Below are 25,083 nucleotides of genomic sequence, written 5' to 3'. Positions count from 1 at the left end.
CTGGAACTAAAGTTCAAGGCTAACAGCTAAAGTCTACTGAAGTAGACTAAAGATTTTTAGGTATATTTAGTCATCTTCAGATGACTTTTGCTATTAGCAAGGAACTTCAGTTCCTTGCAGGACATGACTTTTACGTTAAGTTGACACCTGTGCTTCGGCACTACCTCCTCTTAATACTTAAACTGGGTAACGACTTTCTGCAAATCTACTGCCATTCGGGATAGTTCTGTGGCTGCCTCTAAGGTATTACTAGTTCCAGTAGTCGTACTTTGAGTGTTGAGTGCCACAATTCCAATACTTTTGGCAATATCTGATGTTCCTTTGGCTGCCTCAGCCATATTTCGACCAATTTCATTTGTAGTTGCTGTTTGTTCCTCAATAGCACTGGCGATCGTGCTTTGGAAGTCGTTGATTTGATTGATAATACTCGTAATCTGAGTGATGGCTTGAACGGCGCTTTTTGTATCTGTCTGAATTGCTTCAATTCGCAAGCTTATATCTTCAGTCGCACTTGCCGTTTGTTTGGCTAATTCTTTCACCTCATTTGCGACTACGGCAAATCCTCTACCTGCATCCCCGGCTCTAGCCGCCTCAATCGTAGCATTGAGCGCTAGTAGGTTTGTTTGCCCTGCGATCGAGGTAATGACTTTAATAACTTTGCCAATTTCGATGCTGCTTTGACCGAGTTTGTTAATTGTCTCGTTCGTGCGGTCAGCTGTTTTAACTGCCTCAGTCGTCACCTTTGCTCCTTGGGTAACGGTTTTAGCAATTTCTCGAATGCTAGCATTCATCTCTTCCACGGCAGTCACAACTGTATTGGTATTCTGACTTACCTGTTCAGCAGAGGCAGAAGCAGAAGTGGCTTGTTCGGCTGTTTGTTCGGCGTTCTCACTCATTTCTTTGCTGACTGCGGTTAGTTCTTCTGCGGAAGATGCAACTGCTGTTGCCACCTCTGTCATCTGTCTGATTGAAGACTTTAGGCTGCTAATCATCTGATTTGCATTATCCGTGAGCTGCTTAAACTCTCCTGCATTGCTTGCCTCGATTTGCTTGGACAAATTTCCTTGAGCGACGGCAAGGCTAACCTCATTAATACCTTTTATCTGCTGTTTTAAATTCGTAGACATCTGATTCAAGTTGTCGAGCGATTCTTTCCAATTCCCACCGGCTCCTTTGACAACGGCTTGAGAACCAAGTTTTCCTTGGACACCAATCTCGGATGCCAAGCGATTAACTTCGTTAGCAAAGTTTTGATTTAAACTCACCAAATCATTAAAAACTGAGGTGATTTCACCCAGTTCGTTATTTTCATCAGCTAAACGGACGGTAAAATCACCGTTTTTTGCAGCCTTAAGTGCTATTAGTAACGCTTGCAATTGCACTTTTATCGCACTGTCATCGGTCGGTTGCGAAACTGCACTATCCACCGAGGGAGATTTAGAGTTGGCTGTTTTCCCAGCCCGATTTGTAGTCATTGCAAAGCGCTCCTAAATTATTCGATAATCGGATTTGTTAAATTAACATCTAGAATTTTCTCGGCATCTAGAACTAACAGAAATCCCTCTGGGAGCGGGTAAGCTCCTGCTAGCATCTGACGAATTCTACCTTTTAACGTTGCGGGTGGGGGTTGAAAGGTGTTTTGTTCAAACTCTAAAACATCTCCCACATAATCGACCTTTAGACTGACTACTTCATGCTCAGAACACACAATGAGATTAAATCCCTGCGGTTCATCTACAAGTTTTGTAGTTGATTGTGTCTGCGGTTCGCTCATCTCTAATCGATGCTGCAAATCGATGACAGTAATAATTTGTCCGCGTAAATTAATCAACCCATAGATATCTGGTGGTGCTAAAGGTACAGGAGTCGTTGCTTGTGGACGAATCACTTCTTGAACGTGTTGCACGTCAATACCAAAGTAAGCTCCTTTGAGGAAAAATGTGCAAATTTGTTGTTCAGCCATGAGTCGCTAATTGCAGCAAATGAGGGTTAGCAATCCGAATTACAGTCTCAATGTCAAGAATTTCTGTGATTTGTCCTTGAATTACAGCACAGAAAAGCACACCAGGTCTACTAGGAATACCTTTAATGGTTAGTGGTTCTTCCACAATATCAAGAATGCGATCGACCACTAGCCCAACGCTGAGTTCTGAGTATTGAGAGACAATAATTATCTGGAGCGTTTCGGCAACTGTTGCCAAAGCCTCATCATTAAAGCGATCGCCAACACCAAATATCTTATGCAGATGAATCAGTGGCAAAATTTGCCCGTAAGACTGGAAGACATCCCGATTAGCCACTTTTTCGACAGCAGAAGCAGGAATCTCTTCGAGCCGAAACGCGATCGCCAGTGGAATGCCCATGCGTGCGCCTTGGGGGCCCTCAAACAGCAAAATTGTTTGGCGATCGCCTGCTTGCTCTTGGCTATTTACAGCATTTTCGCTCAAAAACTGCTTTTGTTTGGCGATTATACCAGTTTGCTTTGCCAGACCGACAACATCAATAATTAATGCCACTGTGCCATTCCCTAAAACGGTGGCTCCTGCAAATAGGGATAGCGCCTTTAACTGTTTTCCCAAAGGTTTAACTACAATGTCTCGGATGTCTTCGATTGTGTCCACAACCAATCCAAAGTGATAATTATCAACTTGCACAATTACCAGACTGAGTGTTTCTAAGTTGCTGACACAATCCTGTTGCAATACTTCGTTGAGATAAATCAAGGGCACAAGATTACCCCGCAAGCGATACACAGGCACATCGTATAACATCTCAATACTATTGAGTGCTTCTAGGCGTACTAGCTCTTGTAAACTCGCTTGGGGAATGGCATAGCAATTGCCCCCACTGCTGATAATCAGTGCTGGAATAATTGCCAATGTCAACGGAATCTTGATTTTGAAGGTCGTTCCTTGCCCCTGTTGGCTGTAAATTTCAACCGTTCCGTTAATCTTCTCAATATTACTCTTAACAATATCCATCCCAACCCCGCGCCCGGAAAGGTGAGTTACCTGTTCCGCAGTCGAGAAGCCGGATAAAAAAATTAAGTTCATCGCTTCTGACTCGCTCATGGTTGCAGCTTGCACAGCGTTGACTAAACCAAGTTGCTGCGCTCGCCCTTTGAGCCGTTCTAAATTCAGACCGCTACCATCATCGCCAATTTCAATATTTACTTTGCCGCTTTCGTGAAAGGCTCTGAGAAATAGCCGTCCTACGCTTGGCTTTCCACAAGCAACCCGCTCGGCTGGTAATTCAATCCCATGATCGATGCAGTTGCGTAACAAGTGCGTCAAGGGGTCTTTAATTGTTTCAATAATACTTTTGTCTAGTTCAGTCTCTGCCCCCTCCATCTCCACCTCAACTTCTTTACCAGAAGCGATCGCTAAATCGCGGGTGACGCGAGGGAACTTTTGCCAGATGGAACTAATTGGTTGCAGCCGAGTTTTCATCACCCCTTCCTGCAACTCGGCTGTAAGTAAACTCAGGTGCTGGCAGGTAGCAGCAAAATTATTATCCTTAAATTTTGTACTAAATCCGATTACCTGGTTACGGGCTAAAACCAGTTCGCCCACTAGGTTCATCATCCGATCTAGCAGATTAACATTAACTCGGATATAAGCAGATTCTGATGTTGTCGTTGATATTTCTGTGAATTCCTGATTGAGAGCTTCAACAGACTCACTAGCTGCTGTATCTTTTTGTGGCGTTTGTGTATTAACAGGCGATTGAGAGGGTTTTGGAGTCTGTTTAGTTTCTGACAATCGGGTTAGATCCACGATCAATGCTGAATAATCGCGATCGCCATCATCCTTTGTAGCTTGAATTTGAGCCAGGATTTGCCGAATGCTGTCAACTGTTTGTAGTAAAGTACTAATAATCTCAGGGGTGATTGCTAGCTGGCGATCGCGCAAACACGAGAGCAAATTCTCCCCAGCATGAGCAACTGATTCCAAATTAGGAAACGGTAAAAAGCCGCAATTTCCTTTAAGCGTGTGCAGTGAGCGATAAATGCGAACTAATGCTTCTCCATTACCAGATGCTTTCTCTAGCTCAATAATATCGCCTTCAATTTGATTCAAGTTCTCATAGCTTTCAACGAGAAATGCTTCTATATCATCGTCAATTTCATTTAACTCCATTTGTTAACAAAGTAAAGTTTTATTTTATCATATATCTTATTTTAAGACTAATTTAATATTAAAGTTCAGCAATCTCTATCGAAAGAGAGATGTTTGTCTTTTCTCAGGCTGAAGACATAAGATTTGCCTTGATGATATAGTTAAGAGAGGCAATATTCTCGTTGCCATTCAACTCAAAGTTTCAACAATAGTCGTCGTTAAGACGGACAGTGTTACAAGTGCAAATAATGCGATCCTCATTTTATCGAATCCTAACAACCTTGGTGCTACTCAAACGATATCAAGCAGCTATACCTCAAAATCTATCTTAATGGGATGAGCCTGCGATAAATCGAGCAAGTAACCGATATCCACCACACAATAGTTTTGCATTGGCAACGGATAGCAAAGCTGGAATAAGATCGGATTTAAAATACTTAACAAATTTTTAAAATTTTCGATTATTAAAAATTTTAGCTCCAGAACATAACGTTATAGTTTCAGCGAGTTTGATAATTTTTCCGAAGCTATCATTATTGGCAATTGTAAAATTATATTGATTTATTATTTAATTCATCCCTTTTAATTAATAATGTAGGCTAATTAGCTTAAATCAAGAATTATTAAGCTAAAGCACAAAAGGAGAAAGCTGATGGCAATGGTTTTAATTATCGATGATGCAGCTTTTTCTCGCAGAATGATCCGTAAGTTTCTGCAAGTCGATGGCTATGAAATTATCGAAGCAACTAATGGGCGTGAGGGATTAGAAATGGTTTATAACCATAAGCCAAATTGTGTATTAGCGGATCTTCTCATGCCAGATATGAATGGGTTTGAATTTCTCAAAGCTATGCAAGATAAAGAATTAAAAATCCCAACCATTATCATTTCTGCCGATATCCAAGATGGGGCACGCAATCAGAGTTATAGCTTGGGCGCAGTCAACTTTATTAATAAACCGCCAAAAGAAAGTGAATTGCGAAAGGCAGTCCAGGAAGTTCTTAATACTAAGGAATAAGTTTTCATGAATGTGACAGCAGAAGAACTGGATGCCCTACAAGAGTTAATTAATATTGGAGTCGGCCGAGCAGCAAGTCTACTTAATGAAATGGTAGACTCTCACATTCGTCTGAAAATTCCGGTTGTTAAAGTGTTAACTGCTGCCGATGCCTATAAAGAATTAACAACACGATTTCACGATCAGACTTTGGCATCTGTAAAACTACGCTTTACAGGCTCTTTCTATGGCACTGCGAGCTTAATTTTTCCAACTGAGAGCGCATCGACATTGGTTGCAGTGCTTACAGGTGAAGATCCAGGGTCAGTTGACCTAGATGCAGTTAAAATTGGCACCCTGAGCGAAATTGGTAATATTGTTATAAATGGGGTGATGGGTTCGCTCAGTAATGTGCTAAAGCGGCATGTAAACTACACATTGCCCGTTTATTTAGAAGATACGCTGGAAAATTTATTGTTATCTGCATACGAGAGCGATTCAAAAATCTTACTGGCACAAGCCAGTTTCACAATTGAACGCTTAGAAATTATTGGTGATATTATTTTAATATTTCTGGTGGGCACTTTTGATGCGTTGATCGCTGCAATGAATGAGGAAATGGGAATAATCCAATAATATAATATAGCAAAAATAGTTGAAAAAAGTCTTAAAAAACTTTGATAATCCAATGAATATAATTGAACAAGCTCAGGAAAAATTTAGCCTTTTAGATAAAATTCCTTTAGGAGCTTTTGTTCTACAGTCAGATTATATTGTTATCTTTTGGAACTGCTGCTTAGAGGAATGGACAAAAATTCCGAGAAGTCAGATTTTGGGAAATTCTATTCATGAATATTTTCCTCATTTGAATCAACTTCGTTACGCTAGCCGTTTGTACCAAATTTTTCAAGGTGGCCCTCCAACAATTTTTTCTTCTCAACTGCATAAATATATTATTCCAGTACCTATATCCAAAGATAAATACCGCATTCAACACACAACTGTTACTGCTGTGTCTGCATTGGATGGAAATAAATTTTATGCTCTCTTTTCAATTGAAGATTTAACAGATTTAACGTTCCGAGTTCAGGAATATAAAAACCTCCGCGATCAGGCTCTAGCAATAGCAGAACAACGGCAACAGGCGAAAGAAGTTGCTGAGACAGCAAACCGCATCAAAGATGAATTTTTAGCAATTGTCTCTCATGAACTTCGTTCCCCTCTTAATCCAATTTTGGGCTGGGCAAAGCTACTGAAAAATCGCTCATTAAACGAAGCTACTACTGTGCGTGCCCTTGAAACCATCGAACGAAATGCTGAATTACAAGCTCAGTTGATTGAAGATTTGTTGGATATCTCTCGCATTCTCCAGGGCAAATTAGCACTTAATTTAGAAATTGTTAATCTTATTTTTACTATTGAAGCTGCCTTAGAGACAGTGCAATTGGCAGCAGAAGCAAAGTCTATTAAAATTAATCTTCATTTGGATAGAGAAATTGGACAGGTGAAGGGTGATAGTAGCCGTATTCAACAAATTATTTGGAATCTGGTCTCTAATGCCGTAAAATTCACACCATCCGGTGGACAGGTTGAAGTCTACTTAGAACAGATTAATTCTGAGGTACAACTGAGAGTTAGTGACACGGGTAAAGGTATTAGTCCTGAATTTCTGCCATACGTATTTGAGTATTTCCGTCAGGCAGATAGTCGTACAACCCGAAGTTTTGGTGGGCTAGGGCTTGGTTTGGCAATTGTGCGCCAACTTGTCGAGTTACATGGCGGTACAGTTTCGGCAGAGAGTTTAGGAGAAGGGCAAGGTGCGACATTTACAGTTTGTCTACCCGTGTTTCAACATCTGGAATCAGGAAGGGAAAATCACAATGTATCAGAAGATTCCTATCCATCCTGTATGCTTTATGCTCCACTAGAAGGAATACGTTTGTTAGTTGTAGATGATAATGCTGATACCCGTGAGTTTCTGGCATTTCTATTAGAACAGCAGGGAGCAATCGTGACGATCGCAGCATCTGCTAGTGAAGCTTTGACTGCAATTATGGAGTCAAAGCCAGATTTGCTGTTAAGCGATTTAGGTATGCCAGATGTTGACGGTTACACTTTGATCCGAAACTTACGAGCAATGCCCGCCGATTTAGGTGGACAAATTCCGGCGATCGCTCTAAGTGCTTACGCCGCAGAAACCACACAAAAACAGGTCTTTACAGCCGGCTTTCAACTCCATATCGCTAAACCAGCCGATCCTGCCAAATTAGTAGCTGCGATCGCATCTCTTGTTAAGAACTGACTTTTTAAAAGTCATCAAGTTTGACGCACGCAGACTATTAGAAAATCAAGCGCGAAAAGAAAATTATTCTTGCAAACGAGCAATTACACAGTGCAGAACTTTAATTTCATTAACAATTCGATCCAGTTCTGTAGAGAGCGGAGTTTGTTCTCGAACGGCTTGTAATGTGGGAGTTAAAGTGTTGAAATTGGTAGCAATCTCTGATAACCGAGCAGTATGTAACTGTTCGATTTGGACGTGAATTGCTTCGAGATAGCTATCCAGCGCTGGTAATGGTTGAGGTGGCTGTCCCTGTCCAAGAGCATCTGCTAAATTTTCTAAAACTTGGACAATGGTATCAGCAAGTCGCTTGAGTTCAGGAAATTGGTACTCCCCGCTAAATTCCCGCAGATGTTCTGCCAAAGTTGTTACCGAACTGAAAAAGCCACGAATGTATATCATCAGCGTCATTACAGGTTCGATTTCTCCCTGAATGTGACGAGGTTCGCTGAATAATCGTTGAGCTGCGGCGTTGGCGTTGGCGTTCTCTAGTGCTGCTTGGTGGCGTAGCAGGTTGATAGAATCAGCGATCGCATTATGTTCTGGATGGAGATAGTTAGCTATTACTTGCTGAAAGTAAGCAAGATTAGCTCGAATTGTCTTTTCCAGTTGTGCAGGAAGTTGCTGTCGTTCCCAACGAGGGAAAAGCAAATAGCTACCAAGCAGTGCTAAGATACCCCCAGCAAAGCTATCGAAGATCCGCAATACTCCAACCTCCCAGCCACCTGCACTAATCATGTTGAGTAGCAAGATGATGGCGGGAGTCAGCAGGATGATAAATATGCTGTAGCTTAACGATCGCACCGACATCGCCACAAACACTAGCAGCAGGAAACAAACTGCGATCGCTAATTGATTCTTAACTAGTAAAACCAGAGCAATACCGATAATTCCACCCAAAATAGTGCCAACGACTCTTTGCACTGTTGTCTGTGACGTTCCACCAAAGTTAGGTTTAAGTGCAACTAAAGCTGTGAGGGTGATCCAGTAGCCTCTAGGTAGTTGGAATAGCGAGGCAATTAATTCAGCAAAAGTTACGATCAGTGCGAGGCGCAACGCATGACGAAAGAGGACTGAATCAAAAGTGAAATTATTTCGCAGCGTATCAATAATTGTAGAACGCTCTGGTTGGGCTGGCGGAGAAATATCTCGCTGGGCAATGCTGTTACGCAGTTTTCCTTGGCTTAAATCTGTAGCAATCTCTGCATCAGTATGAATTTGCTCTACTAGCTTTGTCAGACTGGCTGTAATTTTCCCAAGGTTGAGGAGATCGGAATAATCATCTGTCTGAGCATTGATGGTTTGATTGAGAACTTGCGAACGCAGAACTTGTCTTTGGTGTTCTAGTGCTTCAAGACTCCGATCCAGATCCCCTAAGTGAGGTGAGTTTTTTCCTTTGGCGATCGCTTGTGATAACATTTGCAGAGCAATTGCTGACTGTTCTATCACTTGCTGAATTTCTGGCTGTAACCGAGAAAATAGTTGATGTTCGGATGCGATCGCTAATAGTTCGCTCAGTGCTACAACAGAATTGACAATTTGATTTATATCCTCAATTAATACGAGTAACTGATTTCCCCGCAGGGTAGCTCCTCTTTGCCTAGTCCAGATAGTTGTCCAGACGCTACGGGCAGATGTTAAGTTTTGAATGACCGTATCCTGAGCTTGCAAAAATCGCTGTTCCCACTCCTGACGATCCTTTGGATTTAATGCTCTCTGGCTTGCCAAATCCACAAAATTGCTCAATGAGAGATAACAGTTAGCGACTGTCTGTATTGCAGGTACATCAGGACGCACCGCCCACAGTCCCAATGACAAGATAGTTGTCCATGTTCCACCAGCTAGACATAGCCCACAGTGTTGAATAAGAGTAGACAAATTAGAAAATGCAGCGAATTTAGCCAGCGCAATCACAAACATAATCGAAGTAATCAAGCTGACAGATGAAGCCACGTTGCCATAGAGATTTGCTAAACCTGCTATAAATATTACCAAGAACGTGGTCGGGACAGCTAACCAGAGATGATCGCTAACCAGACTTGCGATTAGGAACATTACAGTTACCCCAATCGTAGCTGCGGTCATAGCGATCGCTCGCTGACGGTAGGCTCCGTCAACATTTACCATACCAACGAACCAAGCGGCCATAGTGGCGATCGCACTTTCAGCAGTATGACCTGTAATGATTCCAATTCCAATGGGGACACCCAGGACAAAAAGGCTACGCAATCCAGAGGCAATGGCGGGCTTACCTGGCTGGAGTTGAAACTGCTGCAACAACCAACTAAGAGGACGTTTATCTGTAAATGACATTATTAGACTGGCGACTATAACAAAGCGCGATCGCTTCTTAAAGCATTTTAGCCAGATATAACTGCATGGCGGATGTCTGTAATATGTCTTTTGAGGTCATTGAGTTGTTTAATTTTTACTATCGCTGGTGCATTTACTGAGAATGACTTCCAGCCCATTCTGTACCTGCTCAAGTTCTTGGCGCTTTTCGTAAATCCACATCTTTTCAGCCTCACGTTGTTCCAGAGTTTCGTTGTGAGCCTTTTCCTGCTGTTCGAGGAGATTTTCGTAAAGTGCGATCGCTTCTGTAATGACTCGACTGGATGATTCAACTCGGTCTTTAAAGACTGTGCCAACAATTTCATCTAACTTTTTCGATAATTTATCCCTTGATTCTTTATCATCAAAATTTTTAAATCCTAGTTCACAAACTTTCCCTTTTATTTGGTCTTTTAGTCCATCAAACATCAATAAGATTGCGTATATTAAAATAGCATGTGGGTGGTATTAGTCTTAAAGCTAAATAATGCGTATTTGTAGCCTTGAAATCAAAAATTTTCGTGCGATTACTGGTCTTAAGCTTACAGACTTGAGCGAGGTTGTTGTTATTGCTGGCCCAAACGGCTGTGGGAAGTCATGCGTTTTGGATGCAATCCGACTGTTAAAGTCAGTTTATGGAGGTTATCAGCAGAATGAGTTGCAGCAGTGGTTCAATGAATTCCAAATTAATCGCAATAGAAAAGAGGATATCTTATCTCTATTTCAAGATAAGAATCAGCCCCTAGAAGTAGTTGTAGAGATTGTGCTATCTCCTGAAGAAAAAAACTACCTTTTAAATGAGGCAAATAAACTGTTACAAGATAATGCAAATAATATCCTACAAAATAAAATTTGGCAGGAAGCCTCACTTCAACATTGGCAGGGTGGATTCACCAATGTAGAATCTCTGGCAATGGAACAACGCATATACACGCCTATTGTAGAACAGCGTATCAGAGAGACAATTCCATCTCTGATTAAAGATTTAAATCAGACTTCTCACCTTGGCCGTATCATAATACAGCCTGATGGTGCTATGTCTATAGTACCATCACAAATTCTTGAGCTTGTATTTGGTAATTATAAGCCCCAGCACATCGGCATCATTGATTATCATGGAGCCGGTCGAAATTACGCCCGTGAAAAAATTAACGCAATTAACCTCAATCTTGAGTCTAATGAACAGCAATTGCGGCAACATACACTCTACAACTACACAAACAAATATTTAAACTTGAAGGCAGAAATGGCTTCAGGCTATATACGTCAACTTCTTGCGAAAGAGATTAGCACAACAGGTGGCGAAATTGGCACGCTAACTACTACATTAAAAGAACTGTTTACAACTTTTTTCCCTGGTAAAGAATTTCTAGGAGCGCAACCGCAGGCTGATGGACAGCTTTTATTTCCTGTACGAACGACCTCTGGTGCCATACATGATATCAATGAGCTAAGTTCTGGTGAGAAGGAAGTTCTCTACGGCTATCTGCGTTTACGGAATACGGCTCCTCGGAATTCTGTACTTCTAATGGACGAACCTGAACTTCACCTAAATCCACGCCTGATAAGTGGTCTAGCATCTTTCTATCACAAGCATCTGGGAAAGCCATTAGGAAATCAGTTATGGTTAGTTACGCATTCTGACACTCTTATTAGAGAAGCAGTTGAGCGTGATGACTTCCGAGTATTTCATATCCAGCCGCCTAGCAATTTGGAGAGTAAAAATCAGGCTACGGTGGTTAAAGCAGATGAAGATGTTGAGCGAATAATTATTGACCTTGTTGGAGACCTTGCAGCTTACCGCCCAGGTGCCAAAATTGTAATTTTTGAAGGTGGAGGGAATACTGAGTTTGACCGTTGGATGGTTAGTCAGCTCTTCCCAAAATTTTCAGATGCAGTTAACTTTATATCAGGTGGTAACAAAAGGCGAGTTGCAGACCTTTACGAAGTACTAGAGAATGCGCGGCGTTATATCCCTGCAAAGTTTTACGCCGTAACTGACCGCGACACAGATGAGTCAGATGTGGTAGAAAATTCCAATCGTATGAGTTGGGATGTTTACCATATTGAGAACTATCTCCTCGAACCACATTTCATTTTCCAAGTTCTCCGGGATATAAATGCCTTATGTAAAGAAGTCGCGACGGAAGAAAATATTGAGAAACAGCTTACGGAGTTTGCTTCTGAGATAATTACTAATGTGGTTACACATCGGTTGCGTAAGTACGCAGATCGCAAACTTAAAAGCAAGCTTGATCTTGGTTTTGGTCGAAGTATTCAATCTGTAGGATCTGAACTTGCAAAAGCAGTTGCTCGATGCCATGAGCGCATTGAAAAACTGGCTTCAAATGAGCTTTCTGAAAAACATCTCACTGACCTTGAAAGAGAATATCGCTTAGAAGCAACTACATCTCTTGAAAATGGCACTTGGCGTAGAATTTTTCCTGGGCGCGACATTATGCAGCGCTTTGTAGGAAGATTTGGGCAAGGTATTCCTTATGAAAGGTTTCGAGATTTAATCTTAGCTCGTATGCGTGATAAGAATTTTCAGCCAGCAGGCATGAAGCAAATTGTTGAGCGGATAATTGCCGATCATTAACAATGAAGACGCTTTCTAACTTAAAACTGACTGTTTACATTCCTTTGGGTATAAAATTACTCAAAAACTACTGTTCTATTTCCATAGACTAATACACGATTTTGTAAGTGCGATCGCACCGCTCTTGCTAATACAACTCTCTCCAAATCTTTGCCTTTTCTCACCAAATCATCAACTTCATCACGGTGACTAACTCGCACCACATCCTGTTCAATTATTGGGCCTGCATCTAAATCAGCAGTGGCATAATGAGCAGTTGCACCAATAATTTTCACACCACGTTCAAAAGCTCGGTGATAAGGGTTTGCTCCGATAAAAGCTGGTAAAAATGAATGATGTATATTAATAATTTGCGGAAATTGATTAATAAAATCTGCACTAACAATCTGCATATATTTCGCCAATACAACTAAATCTATTTTGTACTTGCGTAATAATTCTAATTGTTGGGTTTCTTGTTCTGATTTATTATCTTTATTTATGGGAATGTGCTGGAAGTCAATATTAAATTGCTCTACAACTCCCTTTAAATTAGAATGGTTACTAATAATTAAAGGAATTTCAGCAATAAATTCTTTAGCACGTTGTCGCCAAATTAAATCAAATAGACAATGGTCTTGGCGACTTACCCAAATAGCAATGCGTGGTACTGTATCAGAAAAACGTAATTCCCACTTAGCGCCTAAAGGTTGTGCGATCGCATTAAATGCAGGGGCAATAAATTCTCGCGGCAAATTGAACCCATCTAATTGCCATTCAATGCGCGTAAGGAATAACCCAGCAGCAAAATCTGTATGTTGATCTGCATGGATAATATTACCACCATTAGAATAGATGAAATTGGCAAACTTCGCCACCAATCCTCTTCGATCGGGGCAGGAAATCAGCAATGTTGCTGTCGGATTTGTCATAATAATATCGCCAGATTTTTTAATTAATTATTTGCTGTTTGCCGGAGTTGGGTTAGGAATCGTGAGCGGAGGAAGTTTTTGACTATTATCTACAGGTTGTTTCCACTCTGATAATTCCCGATTCACGGCATTTGCAAAATCTGTAGATACCAACAGCACGTTTATATTTCCATCGGGTTTAGCAGCAGGGTCAGCTTGAGCATATAAAAAACGACCGTTAAAGTTAGATTTACCCAAAAGCAACTGATGGCTTTGTCGGTTTTTCAAGGTGATATTGATAGTTGCTAGGGGTCGATCTAGGGCAAATTCTTTAAGGTCTTTTGCTGGAGTTGGTAAAGTGCGATCGCTATTACCTTTGACCAACAAATCCATTAAATAAGAAACAATGGCATCATTTGCTGGGCCAGATACCGGAGATTTGATTAACCACTTGGGGTTACTAGATCCAGGACTACGTTCCAGATTCAGGGTGAGTTTTTTTGTCGTGACTGTTAAAGACTGCACATCATCTTCTGCAAAAGAGAAAATTTGCTGCTTTTGCTTCTTGGTTTCTTCTCGCACAGTCGCACCCCGAATTTCATGGAAATAAACAAAACCACCTAAACCAAGCGTTAGCAGTATCAAAATTAAAGTTGTTCGCGGCAATTTCATTTTTTAATCATTTGTCATTTGTCATTGGTAAAGAGTTAATATTTATAACTCCGAACTCTTGTACAGACGCGATTAATCGCGTCTCTTCTTACCGTCGTTTCCACCAGATAATAACTGCCGCCACAAACCCAATTAAGGGTAAAACCAACAGAGATGACAATATTAAAAGATTGCTTTGTGTAGTTGTCAGGGTTATCCGACGGTTTTTCGGTTCTTTGGGGCGAATAGAAAGGGGTTGTTGATCCTGTTGACTCAGCCAAGTAACTGAGTTGAGGAATACATCTCCATTTAATTGCTGTTGAAACAAGCCATCGGTGGCGAACTCGGAATTTCCTAAAACCACTAACCGGGACTCAGTGGGTGTTTGAGATGAGGAAGCGGGGGGAGAGGGAGCAGGGGAGGCAGGGGAGGCAGGGGAGGCAGGGGAGGCAGGGGAAGCAGAGGGAGTAGGGGAAGCCTTGCTTTGAGTGGTTGGTGATGGTAGGGGTAAGGCTTGCGGAGTTTTGGGGGAAGGGGAAGGAGTAGGGCTAGTCTTGCCTTGGGTAATTGGTGATGGTAGGGGTGAAGCTTGGGGAGTGGAAGCAGATTTAGGTGTTTGCTTTCTTGTTAAGGCAACGCCCAAGGTTAGAGGCCCTTTCAGGTCTTTATCTGCATTAAATTCCAATTTTTCGCTTTGGAGGTCGCTTTCTGCCCAACTGCTGGGGTAGGGTTTGGTTCGTAGCAGTGGAGTAGCCTGAACACCAGGCACAGAGGTGATTTCCAGTGGTCGGGCAATCGGATAAAAAGAATTACCGTTATCGAAATCTTTGGTAATCGGATGCTGTCCGTATTCTGTGACTAAGGGCGCAGCAGGGCCAAGTCCCACGACGCTTTCGCCAGAGACATCGACTGCTAAACGATTATCTAGACGAACGCCCCACTCTTGCAGCAAGCTGTTAAGTTTGGGATCGGTATTAGGATCGATCATCAGCAGTAAGTTACCGCCGCGATTAAGATACTCTTGTAAAGCTTTGACTTCGCCTTCAAACAGCCCTCGCTTGGGGCCAGCTACTATCACTACAGCCGCATCTTGAGGAACTTTAGAAGTTTCTCCTAAATTCAGAGGTGATGTTGTAAAGTTTTTATTGCCTAATGCCTGAACTGCTTGTGATATTGCATCTTTCGCAGGCGAAAGTTGGCGTTCGCCATGACCTTGGAGTAAGTAAACTTTGGCTGTGGTTGAATTTATTAGTTGTTGCAGGCGACTAGTTAATCTGATTTCAGATAATCGCTCATTTTCATTTATCGTCTGGACTAATTGCCGTTTATCGCCAGATTCTAAATAAACTTCCCCGTAACCTTTGACACTAAACTTTTCTGCAAGTCCTGGTCTAGCTTCGGGGTTGATGTACTCATATTTAAATTTTGAGCTTTGCCGTTGATAATTTTCTAGTAGTTCTCGGTCTTGGGGATTTTGGTTAATATCAAATACCCACACTTTAACTGGCTGTGGTAAAACCCTTACCAGTTCGCGTGACTGGGGCGCAAGGGTAAATAATTGAGCTTCTGTTAAATCTGCCCGCAGGTGATAGCGAGTTCCCAAAAAGTTAATCAATCCCAAAATTGTTAATACTGCCAAAGTTGCCACTAGGGCATTAGTGCCAGCTTGGGTAGAACGACGCTTCCACCAGTTAGTCTCATAGCTTTGCCATATTATCCCCAATCCACTGATGACAATTCCTGTAATTATAAATACTAATGGAATTAATCCCCATTGTTCAGAGACTAATCCAACTGTTAAGCCGACAGCAATTAGGAACGGGCCCAACCAAAACAGATATTTCCACAGTTTCTTTTTTGCAACTATCTTCATATTATTTGTCATTTGTCATTTGTCATTTGTCATTTGTCATTTGTCATCTGGTATATTGCCAATTGAGTTTAGGTAAGAGTTTAATTTTGGCGCGAGTTCGTTAATTATTGTTTTGGTTGCATTTATCTGTTCGGTAGTTAAAAGGTTACGAGTGTGAGCTATTCTTAACCAATGTTGAGTTTCATTCAAAGAGCCTCTCGCTATCTTTATAAAACGTCTATTCTCTTGAAAACTACCTCTTCCTAGACCTTCCGCTATATTGGCACCGATACTATCGGCTGAACGTACAATCTGTTTACCAATCGTATCTTTTGCAAAATAATTCCATCCTTCAACAATTTTCCAAATGTCATCTGCTAATTGTTCTGATAATTGATACACCTGTAATTATTGGAAACGCTTCGTTGCCATTTATTCGGTTGTCTTGCTGATTTTTAGTCACTCAATTTTCGTCCATATAGTTTTAGTTGTCACTATTTTTTAACTAATGACCAATGACAAATGACAAATGACAAATGACCAATGACTATTGCCTTTGAAAGCGCAATGCATCAATTGATTGAGCTGTGAGAAAGATGCCCAAAAAAATGTAACTGGCGAATAAAATTAAGCCGCTGGTATCAAAAATGCCTTGAATGAAATTATTGTAATGTTTCAGCAACGAGAGATAACCTAAGGCTTCGCCCACGGGGCCAGGGATAATTTTGGCGATTAAATCAATGAATAACAACAATAAAATTACTGCAAAGGTAAGAACAGCAGACAAAATTGTGCTGTCTGTTAATGAGGAAATAAACATACCTAAAGATAAAATTGCCGCTGCTAGCAAGATTAATCCAAAATGACCCAGCAAGGGAATTGAGAGCGCCATTGGTGGATTCGATCCACTAATGGCGATCGCTTCAAACACTAGCATGGGTAGAACCATCGTGATAAAAAATGTTAGCACGCCTAATAACTTACCTAAAGCTACCGCCCAATTGGTAATTGGTGAGGTTGCTAACAGTTCTAAAGTGCCCCGTTTACGTTCTTCGGCATAGAGTCCCATCGAGAGAATTGGCAGGATAAACAACAATAGCCACCCCATACTATCCAAAAATCCCCGGATAAATTCATAGGGGACATCTATCGGCGGGAGTGGCACTCCTAGTTGTTGTCCTTGTGCATCTATTGCCGCGACTTGTACCAAAATGCCACTTGGCCCTAGCAAAATCATCACGAAGAATAACCCCGCGACGAACCAAAATATGCCAGCGATCGCATATGCCAAAGGTGATACAAAATAACTCTGTAACTCTCGGCGATAAATGGCAATAATATTACTCAGTACTACACCCATTTACGCTGCCTCTCCTTCATTGTCTGCTGCTAAGTCTACCTCAGTCTCGAAATTTTTTTCTTCTGTGGTTAGTTGCAAGAATACATCTTCTAAGGTAGCGTTAACTCGCCGCAGTTCATGTAAACCGAATCCTGCCCGCACTAATGTTGTGGCAATATCTTTTCCTGGTTCTTTTCCCGGTTGCGATATCACCCGCAAATAAGCGCGATTTGCCTGGGGTTGATGGCCTCCGGTTGTGGGAATTGATTCTATCAAACTCACACCCGCGACTTTTTGCAATACCTGTTTCGCTAGAGCAGGTTCTCCTTCTATTTCCAACTCATACCCGGAGCCACCTGTCAACTGAGTCATCAAGTTTTCTGGTGTATTAGTTGCCACAACTTTACCGCGATTGATGATGGCGACGCGGCTACAAGTCATGCTCACTTCTGGCAGAATGTGCGTGGAAAGAATAATTGTGTGAGTACCAGCGAGGCTTTTAATTAAATTCCGCACCTCAATTATTTGTCGGGGATCGAGTCCAACGGTGGGTTCATCTAAAATGATCGCTGGTGGATCGTGGACGATCGCTTGAGCAATTCCTACTCTTTGGCGGTATCCTTTAGAGAGTTTGCGAATAATTACTCGTCGCTTATCTTCTAAGTTGCAGCGTTCGATAGCGGCTGTTACCTTATTGGGGCGATCGCCTGCTGATACTCCCTTAATTCGGGCGACAAAATGCAAAAATCCCTCCACCGTCATGTCTGGATATAACGGTGGTGTTTCGGGTAAATAACCAATGCGTTGGCGTACAGCTAGGGAATTTTCATGGACATCATAACCAGCAATTCGGGCATTTCCATTAGTTGCCGGTAAATAACCAGCCAGAATCCGCATGGTTGTGGTTTTACCAGCACCATTGGGCCCCAACAACCCTAAAATCTCCCCAGGCTCGACGCTAAAGGTGACATCAGTAATCGCTGGGGTGGAACCGTATATTTTACTTAGATGCTCAACTTCAATCATCGGTATAGTGGCGATCGCAATTTATAAGATACCCAACAATCTTAGATCGCAATCTTGGGTATGGGGGACTGGCACAAAGATTAGCTGACAAAGGGTAAAGTTCCTGAAAAACCTCTTTGTGTCAAAATAATCCCCAATCCCCAATCCCAACTTCTACTAGACTGGCGCTTTAGAAAGTAAAAGTAGTGCGAAGTGCGCCTACTATTGCTGTTTCGTTAGCACTAAAGCCTTCCGGGTTGAAGATAAAATACACACCAGGGGTAATGGAGATATTGTCACTAACCCGATAGTTATAAAACGTTTCTACATGGTAGGGAGTCGCATCTTCTGGACGAGAAGCAATTCCCGCTACAGATTCTCGGTAAAGCGGCTGTCCAAAAATGACGGCGGCGGTGTTCCCTTCATGGAATATATCTCTAAAGTGCAACCCAGCCGACCAACTACTGAAGGTTGTAGAGGCATCTACATTCAAAAGATTAGCAAAAAGCAATGCACCTGATAGTGACAAGGATGTTTTCGGCGCAAACCGCCACGTTACTGTTGCACCAACAGAATTTACATTGATTGGCTCATCAAGAGTTGCTAATGTTGCGTTACCGCCAAATCTCGCCAGTTGTCCTGCATTGGGAGTAAATTGAATAGAAACAATATCTGCACTACCCAAGCCTGTACCTAGAATGTTGATTGTGTGGTAGCTGTGTGCATAGTTGATGCCGATATCAAGACTTGAGATTGGTTTGAGAGTCAGTTGTGCAGCAATCGCTTGCGTACCGTTAAAGAAACCTCCTCCCAAAGGTGTGTTTAAAAGGCCACGATCTTCTGATATCGGAGCCGAACCACTACCATAAATAACTCCGAGTCCTACTTGTTTTGAAGGATTCCACAAGAAACCAGCACCTGCTAATAAACCCGTACCAGAAGTACCTCCTGTGACTCTGACAGCAGCGTTATAACCTGCAAATCGAGAGATTGCGCCTTGGCTATCGCTGGCGTAGGGAGTAATGGCAGGAAAAACATCTGTAATCTCTGCATTTGTTCCACCAAAAACAACGAATTTCTGAGACAACGGTAAGACATAAGCTAGCTTGTAAAGACTAACTGAATTTGCTCCGCCATCAGGTTGTAGTGTCTGGGGATTAAAACCAGGAAATTGAGGTTCAAAGCTTAATTTAGTTGAGCCTGCGCCAAGCAAACTTGAATTCGGCAGTAATTGGCCTTGAATGGTTCCTCTTTCATAAAATGAACCTGTGGATCTGAAATTGTAAGCTTGAAGTCCAACAATCAACAAATCACTGCCGTTAAAGCTGCTGGTAAGATTAAGCCTGACGCGATTGTTAAAGGCTAATTTAGCATCTTGGCTACCTGGTTCTCCACCTGTAGCTGTGGACAAAGAAAAAATCGCTTCGCCATTAAGCTTAGTTGTGGTAGAAAACTGTTGTTTCTCTAAGGTAGCTGTGCGAGTTTCTAAGGCATCTACTCGACCGCGCAGTGTCGCAAGTTCAGATGTAAATTCTTCCTGGAGTTTTTGGAGAGTAGTTAAATCTTCTTTCTTAACTAAATCACCAGTGCTAGTAGCAATCAGTTCGTTGATTCTATCTAAGCAAGCATTCAATCCCGCAGCAAATTCATAACGGCTTAAGGCACGATTTCCTTTGTAAGTACTGTCAGGATATCCGACAATGCAACCGTAACGCTCCACTACCGATTGCAGTGCAAGAAAAGCCCAATCTGTTGTCTTGACATCAGATAATTGAGATACAGAATTTACTTGAGCGATCGCATTAGATTCTAAAGAATTAAAATTAGTTGAAAAGGCGCTACTGTTGTCTTTGTCTGCGAGATCGAAATTGTTTACAGTATTGTCAGCGCTTGATTGAGCAGTCGCAGGAGATGCACCCAGCGAAATGAAAGCAGTAAGTAAGCACAGCCAGCTGACTCTTATCGGACACATTAACTTGTAGTAATTCATATTCATTACTCACACACAAAATAAAACACCACTGTTTTTTGCGAATACTAATTATTCACAAGCTAAAGCTAACCTGCAAAAGCAAGCTCCAGGAATTAAATACTCTTTTTGTTGAGAGTTTGCTGATTAACTATGCAAATCTATGCTGCACAAAATTACTTTGTACAGAATTCACATAGTAATATCTCAGTCGATGCATCGGCTGAGGATAATTGCAGCTTTTCTCAATCTCAAAATTGGGATTTTAAGAACTACTTAGCCATAAGTAAGTAATTCATCGCTTTAAAAATGTTTTTTGACATTTTCAAACTACTTAAACTTTATAGATACACTATAGTTTTGATAAGTGGTACTTTACCATGTATCTTTTACAAAAATAAACATTTTTGAAGTTTTTATTTTTTAAATATGTACAAACAACATTAATGTATTATTTAATGTAATACGAGATAACTTTTTGATAATATTAAAATATATAACCCGATCGCTCGTGCAATCAATAATGAGTTTATTGTCAGACGAAACAATGGCATTGTCAGACGAAACAATGGCATTGTCAGCCAAAACAATGCCATTGTCAGTCAAAAAAATGGCATTGTCAGCCGAAACAATGGCATTGTCAGGTGAAACAATGGCATTGTCAGACGAAACAATGGCATTGTCAGCCAAAACAATGCCATTGCAACTCTAAAAGACTTGTGTGTATACCGTAGCTTTACAAAGAAATAGGTTTTTTAGACAAGCGCTAACAGTCAGATTAATAATAGCTGCCAGATTTCCGATGTTCCAAAGCCGTGACACCATCATTTTCCAACACTTCACCGCGATCGATGACGGCATAAATTAACCATCTGTCGCCACATTCCAGCTGATTTTGCACCGTACATTCTAAATAGGCTAATGCCTCATTCAGAATCAAACAACCATTCAGAGCAGTTTTTGTGTCCAGATTTGCAAAAGGATTATCTCCTAAAGTGCTGTGACGAGAAAAATAGCGGCGGACATTTCTTCCTTCTTTGAGGATGTTCAGCACAAATTTATCGCCAGGATGATGCATTAAATCTGCATTTTGCTCGTTAGCGATCGCAATCATAATTCCTGGCGGGTTAAAAGTTGCCTGCGATACCCAAGAAGTTAAAACCCCTTTGTGAGTTTCTTCATCGCGAGTTGTCACAACACACAAAGAACCAACGATCCGCCCCACCGCTTGTTCGGTACGATCTACATGGGTTTCTGTCACAACCTGGCGGGAAGAACGCAGTTTTTTAGTTTTCTTCAAGTTTTGGGCAAAGGAAGCACCTGCTTCTTGACACTGCTGAAGAATCTCAGGAGTAGGGCTGAAACGCACCCGAATTGTTTCAAATCCTAGTTGGTAATTAGCATCTTTGAGCTTGCTTTCAATTAAATCTATTGCCTCGCCACTCCAGCCGTAGGAACCAAACACCCCTGCTAACTTAGTTTTAGCCGCCACCGAGAGAACTATTCCTAAAGCAGTTTGAATTTGAGTCGGTGCATGTCCGCCTAAAGTGGGTGAGCCAATAATTAAGCCATCGCAAGTTTCTACAATGCGGTTAATCTCCGCAGAATCGGCTAGTTCGCAGTTGATTGATTCTACATTAATTCCATTTTGAATCAAACCTTGAGCGATCGCATTCGCCATAACTGCCGTATTTCCATAAGCAGAAGCATAGAGCAAAGCAACACTCAATTCTTGAGATTTTTGCCCTTGACACCATTGACGGTAATCATAGGTAAAACGGCTGAGGCTGTAACGAACAACAGGCCCGTGTGCTGGGGCGTAACATCTGGCTCCCAAAACCGACAATTTATCTAAGGCTACTTCGACTTGTTTCGCTTGCGGCGCATGGAGACATTCAAAATAGTAACGACGTTCCGCATCTAATCCTTTCCAATCTTCATCAAACAAAATATCTTCGCAAATATGAGCGCCGAAAAGTTTATCTGTGTAGAGAATTTTTGTAGCGGGATCGTAGGTACAAAGTCCATCCGCCCACCGGGGAGTCGGTACGGTGGTAAATGATAGATGATGTCCTTGTCCTAAATCTAAAGTATCCTGCGATCGCACCGCTTGAATGCGTGATTCCCATTGGGGAAAGGCAATTTTGAGAGCATTGGCGGCGGGGCGAGAACAAATTAAAGTGGCTTGAGGAACCAGAGAGAGCAATACTTGCAAGGTTGCTCTGCGGTTCGGATTGACATGACTGAGAACAATGTAATCGAGGGAGATGAAATCTAGATGTTGTGCAAGTTGCTGAAGGTAAATTTCGGTAAAAGATTCGCCGGGAGGGTCAATTAAAGCCTTTTTATCAGCTTGAATCAGATAAGAATTCGCTGTAGTTCCCCGTTGACGGGAATACTCCACCTCAAATTTTAGTCTGTCCCAAGTCCGCGATCGTAGAATCAGAGTATTTTTACCAATTTCAACAACTTGTACATCTCTGCTATGGTTGGGCATTAATGTGGCAGCAGACATAATAACCTCTGTTAATAATGGGGCATTGGGAATTGGGAATTAGGGATTGAGCATTGGACATAGCAGAAGATTCTCCTCCCTAGAGACGCGATTAATCGCGTCTCTACCTACTCCCTATTTTTAATGACCATTGTTTTGTATTAATTCAGACTTGGCTCGGCTTCTATAGCGTTTGGAGACTTCTTGTTCCGGGTCGATACCTTCAAAGGTAGGGGGTAGCCAAACTCGGAGGAACAATAGTACTCCCAACACTAATAAAAAGGCACAAGTTGCTAAAACTTGACTCCAACTTGTTTCTAGAACACCTTTAACAATGACTTCTCGCAAGGCAGAAACGATGGAAACTTCAACAGCTACCCCAATAGATACTCGATGTTCCTGTAGGTAAATAATCAGCAGTCGGAATAGCTCAACTAAGATAAGTAAAAAGAGAATATCGGCAGTAACAGCATGAAAATCTAGAGGTGGAAGTAAGGAGAGAAACATATCTCTCACCTGAAGCACCATGAAGCTAAATAAACCGATACACAAAGAAATTACAATTACATCTTGGATAAATTCCAAGCTTCGGACAACGCGCCCACGATTGATTTCGTACATGGTAATCGGGGTATTTTCAACAGATTTATACATAGTTTTTTGGGAGTTGTAGAGACGCGATTCATCGCGTCTGTAGGAACCAGCGGGAAATAATAACCAATGACCAATGACCAATGACAATTTAATAATGATTGCCAATCTTGCGATGATGGGCGGCAGTAAGCGCATTTAGCTTGGCAACTCTTCCAGTTTGGACTGTGCTATAAATTACCCAATGATCTCCACAATCCATGCGGCTAGTAATTTCACATTCCATGTAAGCTAAAGCTTCAGCTAAAACAGGCGATTCATTTTTAGCTGGATATGTTTTCACTCCAGCAAAACGGTCTGCACCAGGAGCAAAACGCTTAATAAAATGTTTCATTAATCCTTGATATTTGCCTTCTTCTAAAACATTTAAAACAAAGCGATCGCCAACGTGCATCAAGGATTCAATTGCCCGATCTTTGGATACTGCGATCGCTACTCCTAAAGGCTCAAGACTTGCTTGTGTCACCCACGAAGCCAGCATTGCACTCTGAATTTCTCCTTTTTTGGCAGTGATAATATACAATCCTGTGGTAATCCGCCCTAAAGCTTTTTCTAGCTCGGTATTGATAGATTTGATTTGTTTAATGGTGCGATCGCGGGTCAACCATTGACCCATATCTGTCCCCGCTTCATCACAAAGCTGTTCCGTTGCTTGGGTAGGAATTTCCTTAACTAAAATAGGAGGAAAAGCTTCAGTTAATCCCAGTTCTTGAAACTTATTACGTAAAGGATAAACAGGTTCATCTTCTCCACCTCCCGACTCTAATAAACCAATCGCCTGTTTCTTGTGAATAGCAGCTAAAATTGTACTTAAAGCAGCTTGAGCGATCGCCGAAGATTGGGGTGGCATTGCAATTACTAAACCAGAAGCTTGTGCAACTAATTCTCGAACTTCTTGAGGCTCGGCACTATTGATATCTACTAATTCTACTGCCACGCCTGTTTTCGCGCATCCATGTGCTATGGAACGGACTAAATGTTCGCTATGGCCGTAATCTTCAACATAAAATAGAGCCACTAATGTCTCTGTTTTTGCTTGTTCTAAACTCCAGTTTTGATAGCGTCCGAGCCATTCGGAGATATAGTGTTGTAATAACGGGCCATGTCCCGTAGCAACTGTTCCTATTTCTAACTTTTCAATCCGCTTTAAAGCTGCCAAGACAGATCGGGCATTGGGGCCCATGAGACAATCATAGTAATAGTGAAAATCTTCCTCTATTGAAGTAATATTTTCATCATAGGTGTGGTCATCACAGTAGTGCATCCCAAACACATCACAAGTGTAGAGAGTGCAAGTTTTGTGGTCATAAGTCAAGATTGTGTCAGGCCAGTGTAAGTTAGGTGCAGAGATAAATTCTAATTCGTGTCCGTTGCCTAAATCTAATCGTTCTCCACTTTTCACCTGCATTGATTTAAAAGGCTGGTGAACCATATTTTCTAAAAATTGAATAGCTACCTTTGCACCAACAATAGTAATAGAGGGAGCTAATTCCAAAATATTTTTGACTAATCCACTGTGGTCTGGTTCCGTGTGGCTAATAATCAAATAATCTATTTTAGCCGGATCGATCAATCCCGCCACTACCTCAAGATATAATTCCTCAAATTTGCGGTGAGATGTGTCAACTAAAGCAACTTTTTCTCCCTGAATTAAGAAAGAATTGTAGGTTGTACCATTCCGTAAACCAAACTCGATATCAAAACGTTCTCGATCCCAGTCGAGACAACGTATAGCAGTAGTTTGAGGAGCAATTTCAACAGTTTGAATTGTCAAACGCCCTGGATTGGAAATAACTTGAGTAAGCTGTGTGAGTGCAACCATTTATTTTCTCCAAAAAGAATATTA

Annotated in this window: 20 protein-coding genes; 5 read left to right on the top strand and 15 right to left on the bottom strand. The window is 41.6% G+C overall.

What is annotated here, in order from left to right:
• Positions 1-170: 170 nt before the first annotated feature.
• The 3 genes from V7L01_RS10600 to V7L01_RS10590 are packed head-to-tail and all read right to left on the bottom strand — an operon-like array spanning position 171 to position 4,139.
• The gene (locus V7L01_RS10600) at positions 171-1,475 is read right to left on the bottom strand and encodes a methyl-accepting chemotaxis protein (RefSeq protein WP_335034470.1); all 1,305 of its coding nucleotides are present in this window, start codon (positions 1,473-1,475) and stop codon (positions 171-173) included.
• Between the two features lie 17 nt (positions 1,476-1,492).
• Complete coding sequence (locus V7L01_RS10595) at positions 1,493-1,963, bottom strand: chemotaxis protein CheW (RefSeq protein WP_335034469.1); 471 nt, start codon at positions 1,961-1,963, stop codon at positions 1,493-1,495.
• Entirely contained in the window at positions 1,956-4,139 is a 2,184-nt protein-coding gene (locus V7L01_RS10590; RefSeq protein WP_335034467.1) for a chemotaxis protein CheW, read from the bottom strand. The genes V7L01_RS10595 and V7L01_RS10590 overlap by 8 nt, the downstream gene beginning before the upstream one ends.
• Positions 4,140-4,770: 631 nt before the next feature.
• Here V7L01_RS10590 and V7L01_RS10585 point away from each other — a divergent pair.
• From V7L01_RS10585 to V7L01_RS10575, 3 genes are read left to right on the top strand one after another with little or no spacing between them, the layout of a single operon-like run.
• The gene (locus V7L01_RS10585; protein WP_335034465.1) at positions 4,771-5,136 is read left to right on the top strand and encodes a response regulator; all 366 of its coding nucleotides are present in this window, start codon (positions 4,771-4,773) and stop codon (positions 5,134-5,136) included.
• A 6-nt stretch (positions 5,137-5,142) separates the two neighbouring features.
• Positions 5,143-5,751 carry a chemotaxis protein CheC gene (locus tag V7L01_RS10580; protein WP_335034463.1) on the top strand — a complete coding sequence of 203 codons (609 nt, stop codon included), beginning with the start codon at positions 5,143-5,145 and terminating at the stop codon, positions 5,749-5,751.
• A 52-nt stretch (positions 5,752-5,803) separates the two neighbouring features.
• Positions 5,804-7,417, top strand: a complete 1,614-nt coding sequence (locus V7L01_RS10575; RefSeq protein ID WP_335034461.1) for an ATP-binding response regulator — start codon at positions 5,804-5,806, stop codon at positions 7,415-7,417.
• Positions 7,418-7,480: 63 nt separating this feature from the next.
• Here V7L01_RS10575 and V7L01_RS10570 read toward each other — a convergent pair whose 3' ends face one another.
• Together V7L01_RS10570 and V7L01_RS10565 are read right to left on the bottom strand one after the other, a co-directional pair.
• Positions 7,481-9,769: an FUSC family protein gene (locus tag V7L01_RS10570; RefSeq protein ID WP_335034460.1), complete on the bottom strand. Its 2,289-nt coding sequence runs from the start codon at positions 9,767-9,769 to the stop codon at positions 7,481-7,483.
• Between the two features lie 108 nt (positions 9,770-9,877).
• Positions 9,878-10,216 carry a hypothetical protein gene (locus tag V7L01_RS10565; RefSeq protein WP_335034458.1) on the bottom strand — a complete coding sequence of 113 codons (339 nt, stop codon included), beginning with the start codon at positions 10,214-10,216 and terminating at the stop codon, positions 9,878-9,880.
• Between the two features lie 58 nt (positions 10,217-10,274).
• On the opposite strand from V7L01_RS10565, the gene V7L01_RS10560 reads away from it, so the two are divergent.
• Positions 10,275-12,386, top strand: coding sequence for an AAA family ATPase (locus V7L01_RS10560; RefSeq protein ID WP_335034456.1), 2,112 nt, complete (start codon positions 10,275-10,277; stop codon positions 12,384-12,386).
• Positions 12,387-12,442: 56 nt separating this feature from the next.
• On the opposite strand, the gene purU is transcribed toward V7L01_RS10560, so the two are convergent.
• The 7 genes from purU to V7L01_RS10525 all read right to left on the bottom strand — a co-directional run bounded on the left by purU (position 12,443) and on the right by V7L01_RS10525 (position 20,113).
• Positions 12,443-13,297: a formyltetrahydrofolate deformylase gene (purU, locus tag V7L01_RS10555; protein ID WP_335034454.1), complete on the bottom strand. Its 855-nt coding sequence runs from the start codon at positions 13,295-13,297 to the stop codon at positions 12,443-12,445.
• Positions 13,298-13,324: 27 nt separating this feature from the next.
• Positions 13,325-13,948: a DUF4340 domain-containing protein gene (locus V7L01_RS10550; RefSeq protein ID WP_335034452.1), complete on the bottom strand. Its 624-nt coding sequence runs from the start codon at positions 13,946-13,948 to the stop codon at positions 13,325-13,327.
• Positions 13,949-14,036: 88 nt separating this feature from the next.
• Positions 14,037-15,800 carry a GldG family protein gene (locus tag V7L01_RS10545; protein ID WP_335034631.1) on the bottom strand — a complete coding sequence of 588 codons (1,764 nt, stop codon included), beginning with the start codon at positions 15,798-15,800 and terminating at the stop codon, positions 14,037-14,039.
• Between the two features lie 36 nt (positions 15,801-15,836).
• Complete coding sequence (locus V7L01_RS10540; RefSeq protein WP_335034450.1) at positions 15,837-16,181, bottom strand: four helix bundle protein; 345 nt, start codon at positions 16,179-16,181, stop codon at positions 15,837-15,839.
• A gap of 145 nt (positions 16,182-16,326) precedes the next feature.
• On the bottom strand, positions 16,327-17,139 hold the full coding sequence (locus V7L01_RS10535) for an ABC transporter permease (protein WP_335034449.1): 813 nt from the start codon (positions 17,137-17,139) through the stop codon (positions 16,327-16,329).
• A complete protein-coding gene (locus V7L01_RS10530; RefSeq protein WP_335034447.1) occupies positions 17,140-18,144 on the bottom strand; it encodes an ABC transporter ATP-binding protein in 1,005 nt (334 codons plus the stop codon).
• A 169-nt stretch (positions 18,145-18,313) separates the two neighbouring features.
• Positions 18,314-20,113 (bottom strand): iron uptake porin, encoded by a 1,800-nt coding sequence (locus V7L01_RS10525; protein ID WP_335034445.1) that lies wholly within the window; start codon positions 20,111-20,113, stop codon positions 18,314-18,316.
• Positions 20,114-20,615: 502 nt separating this feature from the next.
• On the opposite strand from V7L01_RS10525, the gene V7L01_RS10520 reads away from it, so the two are divergent.
• A complete protein-coding gene (locus tag V7L01_RS10520; protein ID WP_335034443.1) occupies positions 20,616-20,804 on the top strand; it encodes a hypothetical protein in 189 nt (62 codons plus the stop codon).
• Between the two features lie 66 nt (positions 20,805-20,870).
• Here the strand turns inward: V7L01_RS10520 and V7L01_RS10515 are convergent, their stop codons facing one another.
• From V7L01_RS10515 to V7L01_RS10505, 3 genes are all read right to left on the bottom strand, one after another.
• Entirely contained in the window at positions 20,871-22,607 is a 1,737-nt protein-coding gene (locus V7L01_RS10515) for a diflavin flavoprotein (protein WP_335034441.1), read from the bottom strand.
• Positions 22,608-22,727: 120 nt separating this feature from the next.
• Complete coding sequence (locus V7L01_RS10510) at positions 22,728-23,240, bottom strand: phosphate-starvation-inducible PsiE family protein (protein WP_012407378.1); 513 nt, start codon at positions 23,238-23,240, stop codon at positions 22,728-22,730.
• Positions 23,241-23,328: 88 nt separating this feature from the next.
• The gene (locus V7L01_RS10505; protein WP_335034439.1) at positions 23,329-25,059 is read right to left on the bottom strand and encodes a diflavin flavoprotein; all 1,731 of its coding nucleotides are present in this window, start codon (positions 25,057-25,059) and stop codon (positions 23,329-23,331) included.
• Positions 25,060-25,083: the final 24 nt, after the last annotated feature.

Origin of the sequence: Nostoc sp., from assembly GCF_036917095.1 — a bacterium.
Lineage (GTDB): Bacteria > Cyanobacteriota > Cyanobacteriia > Cyanobacteriales > Nostocaceae > Nostoc.
This window is presented reverse-complemented; position numbering and strand designations above follow the sequence as displayed.

Coding starts and splice junctions, on each gene's coding strand:
- V7L01_RS10600 (WP_335034470.1), bottom strand. CDS start 1,475: ATGACTACAAATCGGGCTGGGAAAACAGCCAACTCTAAATCTCCCTCG.
- V7L01_RS10595 (WP_335034469.1), bottom strand. CDS start 1,963: ATGGCTGAACAACAAATTTGCACATTTTTCCTCAAAGGAGCTTACTTT.
- V7L01_RS10590 (WP_335034467.1), bottom strand. CDS start 4,139: ATGGAGTTAAATGAAATTGACGATGATATAGAAGCATTTCTCGTTGAA.
- V7L01_RS10585 (WP_335034465.1), top strand. CDS start 4,771: ATGGCAATGGTTTTAATTATCGATGATGCAGCTTTTTCTCGCAGAATG.
- V7L01_RS10580 (WP_335034463.1), top strand. CDS start 5,143: ATGAATGTGACAGCAGAAGAACTGGATGCCCTACAAGAGTTAATTAAT.
- V7L01_RS10575 (WP_335034461.1), top strand. CDS start 5,804: ATGAATATAATTGAACAAGCTCAGGAAAAATTTAGCCTTTTAGATAAA.
- V7L01_RS10570 (WP_335034460.1), bottom strand. CDS start 9,769: ATGTCATTTACAGATAAACGTCCTCTTAGTTGGTTGTTGCAGCAGTTT.
- V7L01_RS10565 (WP_335034458.1), bottom strand. CDS start 10,216: ATGTTTGATGGACTAAAAGACCAAATAAAAGGGAAAGTTTGTGAACTA.
- V7L01_RS10560 (WP_335034456.1), top strand. CDS start 10,275: ATGCGTATTTGTAGCCTTGAAATCAAAAATTTTCGTGCGATTACTGGT.
- purU (WP_335034454.1), bottom strand. CDS start 13,297: ATGACAAATCCGACAGCAACATTGCTGATTTCCTGCCCCGATCGAAGA.
- V7L01_RS10550 (WP_335034452.1), bottom strand. CDS start 13,948: ATGAAATTGCCGCGAACAACTTTAATTTTGATACTGCTAACGCTTGGT.
- V7L01_RS10545 (WP_335034631.1), bottom strand. CDS start 15,800: ATGAAGATAGTTGCAAAAAAGAAACTGTGGAAATATCTGTTTTGGTTG.
- V7L01_RS10535 (WP_335034449.1), bottom strand. CDS start 17,139: ATGGGTGTAGTACTGAGTAATATTATTGCCATTTATCGCCGAGAGTTA.
- V7L01_RS10530 (WP_335034447.1), bottom strand. CDS start 18,144: ATGATTGAAGTTGAGCATCTAAGTAAAATATACGGTTCCACCCCAGCG.
- V7L01_RS10525 (WP_335034445.1), bottom strand. CDS start 20,113: ATGAATTACTACAAGTTAATGTGTCCGATAAGAGTCAGCTGGCTGTGC.
- V7L01_RS10520 (WP_335034443.1), top strand. CDS start 20,616: ATGAGTTTATTGTCAGACGAAACAATGGCATTGTCAGACGAAACAATG.
- V7L01_RS10515 (WP_335034441.1), bottom strand. CDS start 22,607: ATGTCTGCTGCCACATTAATGCCCAACCATAGCAGAGATGTACAAGTT.
- V7L01_RS10510 (WP_012407378.1), bottom strand. CDS start 23,240: ATGTATAAATCTGTTGAAAATACCCCGATTACCATGTACGAAATCAAT.
- V7L01_RS10505 (WP_335034439.1), bottom strand. CDS start 25,059: ATGGTTGCACTCACACAGCTTACTCAAGTTATTTCCAATCCAGGGCGT.